Raw genomic sequence first — 8,577 nt, forward strand, 5'->3', positions numbered from 1 at the left:
AGACAGGCGGAACCCTTGCGTATAGGCCGGCCTGACCGAGTAATCGGCCCAATTTCGCGCGCCCGGCTTTTTCGCTTGCCGGCAAGACCAACAGGGACGTTCCGCCACGATGCGCATGTTTGCCCTCAAGACGATGATCGCAGCCGTGGGGCTTGCGCTCGCCGGCACCGGTGCCGCTTATGCGACGCCGGCCGTTACCGCCGCACCGACGGCCGCGGCGACGGAGGCACCCGCCGCCGATGCCGCCGCCACGACCACGGCGAACGCCGCCACCCCCGCCGATCCGGCGCTGGCCCAGGACGGCGCGCCGCTGCTCCTGCCGGTCGAGCACGTCGGCCAGCCCAGTGACCGCTGGATCGATATCCAGACCCAGGTCACCCCCAATGGGCGGGAGGCGAAGTGGTTCCACAACGCCATCCTGGTCCCGCTGATCTCGGTCATCTGCATCGTCGTGCTGGCGCTGCTGTTGTGGGTGATGTTCCGCTATCGGGCGGCGGCCAATCCCGTTCCGTCCAAGACCAGCCACAACACCTTCATCGAGATCATCTGGACGCTGGTGCCGGTGCTGATCCTGGTGGCGATCGCGGTGCCGTCGATCCGGCTGCTCGCCGCGCAGTTCAAGCCCGCCCCCAAGGGCGCCATCACGCTCAAGGCGACCGGCAACCAGTGGTACTGGACCTATGAATATCCCGACCATGGCGACATTCAGCTGACGTCCAACATGCTGAAGGAGCAGAGCGAGGTTCCCGCGGGCACCCGTTACCGCACCGACGCCGACGGCCCGCGCCTGCTGGCAGTCGATCAGCGTGTGGTGCTGCCGGTCGGCGTGCCGATCCGCCTGCTGACCACCGCCGCCGACGTGATCCACAGCTGGGCGATCCCGGCGTTCTGGATCAAGCTCGACGCCGTTCCCGGCCGCATCAACGAAACCAGCTTCACCATCGAGAAGCCCGGCGTCTATTTCGGCCAGTGTTCGGAACTGTGCGGCGCGCGTCACGGCTATATGCCGATCGCGGTCGAGGCCGTGCCGCTGCCGCAGTTCGAGGCGTGGGTGAAGGCCAAGGGCGGCAAGATGCCCGGCGCCGCCGCCCCTGCGGAAGCTGCTCCGGCCCCGGCTCCGGCCCCGGCGCCCGCCGCCGCGACCGCCGCCAACGACTCGGCCCCGGTCGAGAATGTCACCGTCCCCGCCGCAACCACCAATCAGGCCGCGACGGCCAACCCCGGAAACTGATCCGATGACCGATACCACCATCGATGCGCTCGACGCGCACGGCCACCACGATCACGCGCATGACCATCATGACGCCGATCACAAGCCGGGCTTCTTCGCCCGCTGGTTCCTGTCGACCAACCACAAGGACATCGGCACGCTCTACCTGATCTTTGCCATCTGCGCGGGGATCATCGGCGGCGGCATCTCGGGCCTGATGCGCGCCGAGCTGATGCACCCAGGCATCCAGTACCTCCAGGGCTGGGCGTCGATGCTCCACGGCGGTGAGCAGTCGTTCGACGAGGCGCTGCACTTCTGGAACGTGCTGGTCACCGCGCACGGCCTGATCATGGTGTTCTTCATGGTGATGCCGGCGATGATCGGCGGGTTCGGCAACTGGTTCGTGCCGATCATGATCGGCGCGCCGGACATGGCGTTCCCGCGCATGAACAACATCTCGTTCTGGCTGCTGATCCCCGCCTTCACCCTGCTGCTCGCCTCGCCGTTCTTCGGCGGCGCCGGCAACGGCTGGACGCTGTACGCGCCGCTCTCCACCTATGGCGAGCCGGGGCCGTCGACCGACATGGCGATCCTGTCGGTCCACCTGGCCGGTGCCAGCTCGATCCTCGGCGCGATCAACTTCATCACCACCATCTTCAACATGCGCGCGCCGGGCATGACGCTGCACAAGATGCCGCTGTTCGCCTGGTCGGTGCTGGTCACCGCGTTCCTGCTGCTCCTGTCGCTGCCGGTGCTCGCCGCGGCGATCACCATGCTGCTGACCGACCGCAACTTCGGCACGACCTTCTTCGATCCGGCCGGCGGCGGTAACCCGATCCTGTACCAGCACCTGTTCTGGTTCTTCGGCCACCCCGAGGTGTACATCATGATCCTGCCGGGCTTCGGCATGGTCAGCCACATCGTGTCGACCTTCTCGAAAAAGCCGATCTTCGGCTATCTCGGCATGGCCTATGCGATGGTCGCGATCGGCGTGGTCGGCTTCATCGTGTGGGCGCACCACATGTTCACCACCGGCCTGAGCGTCAACGTGAAGATGTACTTCACCGCCGCGACGATGGTGATCGCGGTGCCGACCGGCATCAAGATCTTCTCGTGGATCGCGACGATGTGGGGCGGCTCGCTCAGCTTCAAGACGCCGATGCTGTGGGCGATCGGGTTCATCTTCATGTTCACCGTCGGCGGCGTGACCGGCGTCGTCCTCGCCAATGGCGGCGTCGACGATTACATGCAGGACACCTATTACGTCGTCGCCCACTTCCACTATGTGCTGTCGCTGGGCGCGGTGTTCAGCCTGTTCGCGGGCTTCTACTACTGGTTCCCGAAGATGTCGGGCCGGATGTACAACGAGCTCCTCGGCCAGCTGCACTTCTGGGTGTTCTTCATCGGCGTGAACCTGCTGTTCTTCCCGATGCACTTCCTGGGCCTGCAGGGGATGCCGCGGCGTTACCCGGACTATCCCAACGCCTTCGAGCACTACAACACGGTCGCGACCTACGGGTACATGATCATGGCCGCGGGCATGGTGATCTTCTTCATCAACCTGGCGATCAGCCTGTTCGCCGGCCGCAAGGCGGGGGACAACCCCTGGGGCGAAGGCGCGACGACGCTGGAATGGACGCTGTCCAGCCCGCCGCCGTACCACCAGTTCGAGACGCTGCCCAAGGTCGACTGATCCGGGCGTCATCGAACGACAGCAAAGGCCGGCGGGGCGACTCGCCGGCTTTTCTGTATCCGCCAAATCTGCTTGAGGGCGGGCGATGCGTATTCCGTTGGTCCTGATCGCCCTGCTGGCGCTGGTCGCCGCGCCGTCCGTCCCCGGCGCCGCGCAGACCGGCAAACGGCCCGTCCCCGGCCTGGTCCGCGTCCGGCTGGTGACCTCGGCCGGCGCGATCGTGGTGGCGCTCGATGCGCGCCGCGCGCCCAAGACCACCGCCAATTTCCTGGCCTATGTCGACGACGGGCGGTTCGACGGCACCGATTTCTACCGCGCCGCGCGCAAGAAGGTGGCGCCGAAGTTCGGCTTCATCCAGGGCGGCATCCGCACCGACGCGCGGCGCATCCTGCCCGGATCGGTGCCGATGGAGCGTACCGACCGGACCGGCATCAGGCATCTCGACGGCACGATATCGATGGCGCGCGGCGCCAATCCCGATTCGGCGGCGGGCAATTTCAGCATCATGGTCGGCGCGACGCCGTCGCTCGACGCCGCCGGCCCCTATCCGGGCTATGCCGCGTTCGGCCACGTCGTCGCTGGCATGGACGTGGTCCAGCGCATCCTGGCGCAGCCGACCGGCGGCGGCTCCGGCCCGATGAAGGGACAGATGATCCTCAAGCCGGTGACGCTGATTCGCGCCGAGCGGCTGGACGGCACGCCGCGCCCGACCGGTCGGGTCAAGCCGTGGCTGATCGGCGCGCCCAAAGTCGACCCGCCCAGATAGCCCCCGACCGGGCCACGGGCAGGCCGCGATGGTTCCGCCCCCCGCAACGCGCGGCCACCCCATTGAACCGAACGACTTTCCCCGCCGACGACTCCCGCCTATAGCCCCTCCCAACCATGGCTACCGCTCCGCACCCCCTGCCGCTCCCCGCCGAGTGGCGCGACTTCCTCGCCCTGACCAAACCGCGCGTGATGACGCTGGTCGTCTTCACCGGATTGTGCGGGATGCTGGCCGCGCCGGTGCGGGTCGATCCGGTGATCGGCTTCACCGCGATCCTGTGCATCGCGCTGGGCGCGGGCGCGGCGGGTGCGCTCAACCAGTGGTATGAGGCCGATATCGACGCGGCGATGAAGCGCACGGCCAAGCGGCCGCTGCCCGACGGCCGCATGGATCGCCAGTCGGCGCTCCACTTCGGGGTGGGGCTGAGCGCGTTCTCGGTGCTGCTGATGGGGCTGGCGGTCAATCTGGCCGCGGCCGCGATCCTGACGGTCTCGATCCTGTTCTACGTGCTGGTCTATACCGTGTGGCTGAAGCGCCGCACGCCGCAGAACATCGTCATCGGCGGCGCCGCCGGGGCGTTTCCGCCGCTGATCGGCTGGGCGGCGGCGACGGGCAATGTCGCGCTGCTGCCGGTGCTGCTGTTCGCGACCGTGTTCCTGTGGACCCCGCCGCATTTCTGGGCGCTCGCGCTGTTCGTGCGCACCGACTACGCCAACGCCGGCGTGCCGATGCTGCCGGTCGTCGCCGGGGAACGGGTGACGCGGCGCCAGATCGGGCTGTACACCATCCCGATGGCGGTTGTGGCGGTGGCGCCGTGGCCGCTTGGGCTGACCGGCCCGGTCTATGGCATCGCATCGCTCGCGCTCAACGCGGTGTTCGGCGTGCTGGCGCTGCGGGTCGCGACGCGCACCACCGGCGCCGACGACGCGATGCTTCCCGAAAAGCGGCTGTTCCGCTTTTCCCTCTTTTATCTGGCGCTGCTGTTCGCAGCCGTCGTCGTCGACAGGTGGCTGGCATGACCCCGAAGAATCAGGATGAATATCGCGCCCGGCAGAAATCGCGGGCGCTGGTGATGGCGATCCTGCTTGGCGTGTTCGCGGTGCTGATGTTCGCGATCACCATCGCCAAGATCAAGGCGGGGATGGACGGGTGACGAAGCTGACGCGCAATACGCGCACCGCGATCCTCGCGATCGTCGGCATCTGCTGCATGACCGGGCTCGGCTTTGCCAGCGTGCCGCTCTATCGCATGTTCTGCGAGGCGACCGGGCTGGACGGCACCACCAACCGCGGCACGCAGGCGCCCGGCGCGATCGGGCGCAAGATCAACGTCGCGTTCGACAGCAACATCAGCCCCAAGCTGGCATGGACGTTCAAGCCCGAGCTGGAGCGTGAGACGATCGACGTCGGCGCGCGCGACATGGCGTTTTTCACCGCCACCAACAACGCGGCCCACCCGGTCACCGGGACGGCGACCTACAACGTCTCCCCCCAGCAGGCGGGCAAATATTTCACCAAGATCGAGTGTTTCTGCTTCACCGAACAGACGCTGCAACCCGGCGAGACGGTGCGGATGCCGGTGATCTTCTACGTCGATCCGAAGATGCGCGACGACCCCGATATGAAGGACGTCGACACCATCACGCTCAGCTACACCTTTTACCCGGTAGATTCCGGCAAGACGGCAAGCTAGAGCACCTCAAAACACCTAACAGGGACGCCACGATGGCTGGAGCCAAGAACCACGACTATCACATCCTGCCACCGAGCCCCTGGCCGCTGATGGGCTCGCTGGCCGCGGGCATCCTGGCGTCGGGCGGCATCATGTGGATGAAGGGCCACGCCTTTGGCCCGTGGGTGTTCGCGCTGGGCATGGCCGGCGTGCTGGCGACGATGTTCTTCTGGTGGAGCGACGTCGTCCGCGAGGCGAATCGCGGCGATCATACGCCGGTCGTCCAGCTGCACCTGCGCTATGGCATGATCCTGTTTATCGCCTCCGAAGTGATGTTCTTCGTCGGCTGGTTCTGGGCCTATTTCGATTTCTCGCTGTTCCCGGCGGCGATCGGCTACGTCCCCGGCGCGCATGGCGAAAAGGGCACGGTCGAGCTGTTGACCGACGCGCTCGGCCAGTGGCCGCCCAAGGGGCTGGAAGTGCTCAACGCCTTCGAATTCCCGCTGCTCAACACCTTCATCCTGCTGCTGTCGGGCACCACCGTCACCTGGGCGCACCATTCGCTGATCCACGGCGATCGCGAGGGGCTGAAGAAGGGGCTGTGGCTGACGATCATCCTCGGCCTGATCTTCAGCTGCATCCAGGCGTATGAATATATCCACGCGCCGTTCCCGTTCGGCGGGATCAACTATGGCGCGGCGTTCTTCATGGCGACGGGCTTCCACGGGTTCCACGTCATCGTCGGCACGATCTTCCTGATCGTGTGCCTGATCCGCGCCTATCGCGGCGATTTCACCCCGCGCCAGCACTTCGGCTTCGAGGCGGCCGCGTGGTACTGGCACTTCGTCGACGTGGTCTGGCTGTTCCTGTTCGTCTCGATCTACGTCTGGGGCGGCTGGGGCGCGCCGGTCCACGGCGGATGAGCCGGGGCGGGATGACCGCCCCGACCGCCACACCGACGATCGCCGAGGCGTCGCTGAAGGGGCTGTGCCCCCGATGCGGCGCCTCGACGCTGTTTGAGGGGCCAGTCAAGTTCGCGCCGCGATGCCGGGGGTGCGGACTCGATTTCTCCACCTTCAATGTCGGCGACGGTCCGGCTGCGTTCATCACGCTGGGCATCGGCGCGGTGGTGGTGATCCTGGCGCTGGCCACCGACTTCACCATCCGCCCGCCGCTATGGGTCCACATGCTGCTGTGGATCCCGCTGACCCTGGCCGGCGTGGTCGGCGCCCTCCGCGTCGCCAAGGGCGCGCTGATCGCCAGCGAATATCGCAACGCCGCGCGCGAGGGACGGATCGAGGACGCGTCGTGAAGCGGCCGATCCCCGCCGTCGCGACGATCGTCGTGCTGGTCGCGGTGGCGGCGATGATCGCGCTGGGCGTGTGGCAGCTCCAGCGCCGGCACGAAAAGCTGGCCGCGCTCGATCGCTACGCCGCCAACCTGCACCAGCCACCGATCGCCTGGCCGCGCTTCGGCACCGGCGACGACGCGCTGTTCCGCAAATCCTCCGCCTATTGCCTGCGCCCGCTCCAGTTCAGCCGGGAGGCCGGCCGCGGCGCCGACGGCACGCGCGGCTGGCGTCAGATCGTCACCTGCGCCACCGGGGCGGAGGGGCCGGGGCTGACCGTCCAGCTCGGCGTCGCCGCATCGCCCACCGGCCAGCCGGCCTGGACCGGCGGCGAGGTCACCGGCTGGATCAGTCACGCCCCCGATCACCGCGCGCTGATCGCCGGCCTGTTCGATCATGGTCCCAAACCGTTGATGCTGGTCGCGACCACCCCGATCGCCGGGCTGGCGGCGAACCCCGCGCCCGACCTGTCGTCGGTGCCGAACAACCACCTCGCCTATGCGGTGCAGTGGTTCATATTTGCCGCGCTGGCGCTCATCATCTACGGCCTCGCGCTTCGCCGCCGTTCGCGCGGTTCGATTTCGCAGGAACCTTGATGCGCTACATCAGCACGCGGGGGCAGGCCCCCGCCCTCGATTTCCGCGAAGCCACCCTCGCCGGCCTGGCCAGCGACGGCGGGCTGTACGTGCCCGAAACCTGGCCGACGCTGTCGCCCGACGCGATCGCCGGGCTGGCCGGCCTGTCCTATCCCGAAACCGCGGTGCGGATCATGGCGCCGTTCGTCGGCGACGTGCTGTCGCAGGACGAACTGCGCGCGATGTGCGAGGCCGCCTATGGCCGTTTCGCCCATGCCGCGGTCACGCCGCTGGTCCAGCTCGATCCGCGCCATTTCCTGCTCGAGCTGTTCCACGGCCCGACGCTGGCGTTCAAGGATGTCGCGCTCCAGTTCCTCGGGCTGTTGTTCGAGCGGTTCCTGACCGGCGGGACCACGCATCTGACCGTGGTCGGCGCGACCAGCGGCGATACCGGATCGGCGGCGATCGACGCGCTGGCCGGGCGCGAGCATGTCGATATCTTCATGCTCCATCCGGAAGGGCGCGTGTCCGACGTCCAGCGCCGTCAGATGACGACGGTGCTGGCGCCCAACGTCCACAACATCGCGATCCAGGGTGATTTCGACCAGGCGCAGGCGCTGGTCAAGGCGATGTTCAACGATCCGGCCTTCTCCGGCCGGTTCCGGTTGTCGGCGGTCAATTCGATCAACTGGGCGCGGCTGATGGCGCAGGTGGTCTATTATTTCTATGCCGCCGTCCGTCTGGGCGCCCCGGCGCGCCCGGTCGCGTTCAGCGTGCCGACCGGCAATTTCGGCGACGTGTTCGCCGGCTATGTCGCGGCGCGGATGGGGCTGCCGATCGCGCGGCTGATCGTCGCGACCAACGTCAACGACATCCTGCACCGCGCGCTCTCGAACGGCGACTATTCCACCGGCACGGTGACGCCGACCGCGGCGCCGAGCATGGACATCCAGGTCAGCTCCAATTTCGAACGGCTGCTGTTCGACCTGGCCGGGCGCGACGGCGCGGCGATGGCGGAGCAGATGCGCGGTTTCGAATCGAGCCGGGCGATGCGGCTGACCAACGCGCAGCAGCAGGGCGCGGCGGCGCTGTTCACCAGCGACCGGATCGAGCCGGGCGACATGTCGGAAGCGATGCGCTGGGCCCATGCCGAGGCAGGGCAGGTGATCGATCCCCACACCGCGATCGGCCTGGCCGCCGCGCGCCGCGCTGGGCTGCCGGCCGACGTGCCGGTGGTGACGCTGGCGACCGCGCACGCCGCCAAGTTCGGCGACGCGGTCGAGCGCGCGACCGGGGTCCGCCCGTCGCTGCCCG

The 8,577-nt window shown here is 67.7% G+C and carries 10 protein-coding genes; all 10 read left to right on the forward strand.

All coding sequences use genetic code 11. The features are described 5' to 3' along the window. The first annotated feature begins 115 nt into the window (after positions 1–115). Entirely contained in the window at positions 116–1,231 is a 1,116-nt protein-coding gene (gene coxB / locus VNR91_RS11605) for a cytochrome c oxidase subunit II (RefSeq protein WP_414712409.1), read from the forward strand. A 4-nt stretch (positions 1,232–1,235) separates the two neighbouring features. Then, positions 1,236–2,903 (forward strand): cytochrome c oxidase subunit I, encoded by a 1,668-nt coding sequence (ctaD, locus tag VNR91_RS11610; RefSeq protein ID WP_325490931.1) that lies wholly within the window; start codon positions 1,236–1,238, stop codon positions 2,901–2,903. Positions 2,904–2,988: 85 nt separating this feature from the next. After that, positions 2,989–3,669 (forward strand): peptidylprolyl isomerase, encoded by a 681-nt coding sequence (locus VNR91_RS11615; RefSeq protein WP_325490932.1) that lies wholly within the window; start codon positions 2,989–2,991, stop codon positions 3,667–3,669. 116 nt (positions 3,670–3,785) lie between these two features. Continuing rightward, positions 3,786–4,688, forward strand: coding sequence for a heme o synthase (locus tag VNR91_RS11620; protein ID WP_325490933.1), 903 nt, complete (start codon positions 3,786–3,788; stop codon positions 4,686–4,688). Further along, a complete protein-coding gene (locus VNR91_RS11625; RefSeq protein WP_325490934.1) occupies positions 4,685–4,822 on the forward strand; it encodes a hypothetical protein in 138 nt (45 codons plus the stop codon). The genes VNR91_RS11620 and VNR91_RS11625 overlap by 4 nt, the downstream gene beginning before the upstream one ends. Continuing rightward, positions 4,819–5,361, forward strand: a complete 543-nt coding sequence (locus VNR91_RS11630; RefSeq protein ID WP_325490935.1) for a cytochrome c oxidase assembly protein — start codon at positions 4,819–4,821, stop codon at positions 5,359–5,361. The genes VNR91_RS11625 and VNR91_RS11630 overlap by 4 nt, the downstream gene beginning before the upstream one ends. Positions 5,362–5,393: 32 nt before the next feature. Next, the gene (locus VNR91_RS11635) at positions 5,394–6,263 is read left to right on the forward strand and encodes a cytochrome c oxidase subunit 3 (protein ID WP_325490936.1); all 870 of its coding nucleotides are present in this window, start codon (positions 5,394–5,396) and stop codon (positions 6,261–6,263) included. An 11-nt stretch (positions 6,264–6,274) separates the two neighbouring features. Then, on the forward strand, positions 6,275–6,652 hold the full coding sequence (locus VNR91_RS11640) for a DUF983 domain-containing protein (protein ID WP_325490937.1): 378 nt from the start codon (positions 6,275–6,277) through the stop codon (positions 6,650–6,652). Beyond that, positions 6,649–7,284 carry an SURF1 family protein gene (locus VNR91_RS11645; RefSeq protein WP_325490938.1) on the forward strand — a complete coding sequence of 212 codons (636 nt, stop codon included), beginning with the start codon at positions 6,649–6,651 and terminating at the stop codon, positions 7,282–7,284. The genes VNR91_RS11640 and VNR91_RS11645 overlap by 4 nt, the downstream gene beginning before the upstream one ends. Then, the coding region (gene thrC, locus VNR91_RS11650; RefSeq protein WP_325490939.1) for a threonine synthase at positions 7,284–8,577 on the forward strand (1,294 nt) is incomplete at its 3' end. The genes VNR91_RS11645 and thrC, both read left to right, overlap by 1 nt.

The sequence above is a fragment of the Sphingomonas sp. genome, assembly GCF_035555815.1.
In the GTDB taxonomy this organism is placed as follows: domain Bacteria; phylum Pseudomonadota; class Alphaproteobacteria; order Sphingomonadales; family Sphingomonadaceae; genus Sphingomonas.

Bases quoted from the DNA above. Each gene is read 5' to 3' on its own strand.
- VNR91_RS11620 (WP_325490933.1), top strand. From the start codon at position 3,786: ATGGCTACCGCTCCGCACCCCCTGCCGCTCCCCGCCGAGTGGCGCGAC.
- coxB (WP_414712409.1), top strand. From the start codon at position 116: ATGTTTGCCCTCAAGACGATGATCGCAGCCGTGGGGCTTGCGCTCGCC.
- VNR91_RS11615 (WP_325490932.1), top strand. From the start codon at position 2,989: ATGCGTATTCCGTTGGTCCTGATCGCCCTGCTGGCGCTGGTCGCCGCG.
- VNR91_RS11640 (WP_325490937.1), top strand. From the start codon at position 6,275: ATGACCGCCCCGACCGCCACACCGACGATCGCCGAGGCGTCGCTGAAG.
- VNR91_RS11625 (WP_325490934.1), top strand. From the start codon at position 4,685: ATGACCCCGAAGAATCAGGATGAATATCGCGCCCGGCAGAAATCGCGG.
- ctaD (WP_325490931.1), top strand. From the start codon at position 1,236: ATGACCGATACCACCATCGATGCGCTCGACGCGCACGGCCACCACGAT.
- VNR91_RS11635 (WP_325490936.1), top strand. From the start codon at position 5,394: ATGGCTGGAGCCAAGAACCACGACTATCACATCCTGCCACCGAGCCCC.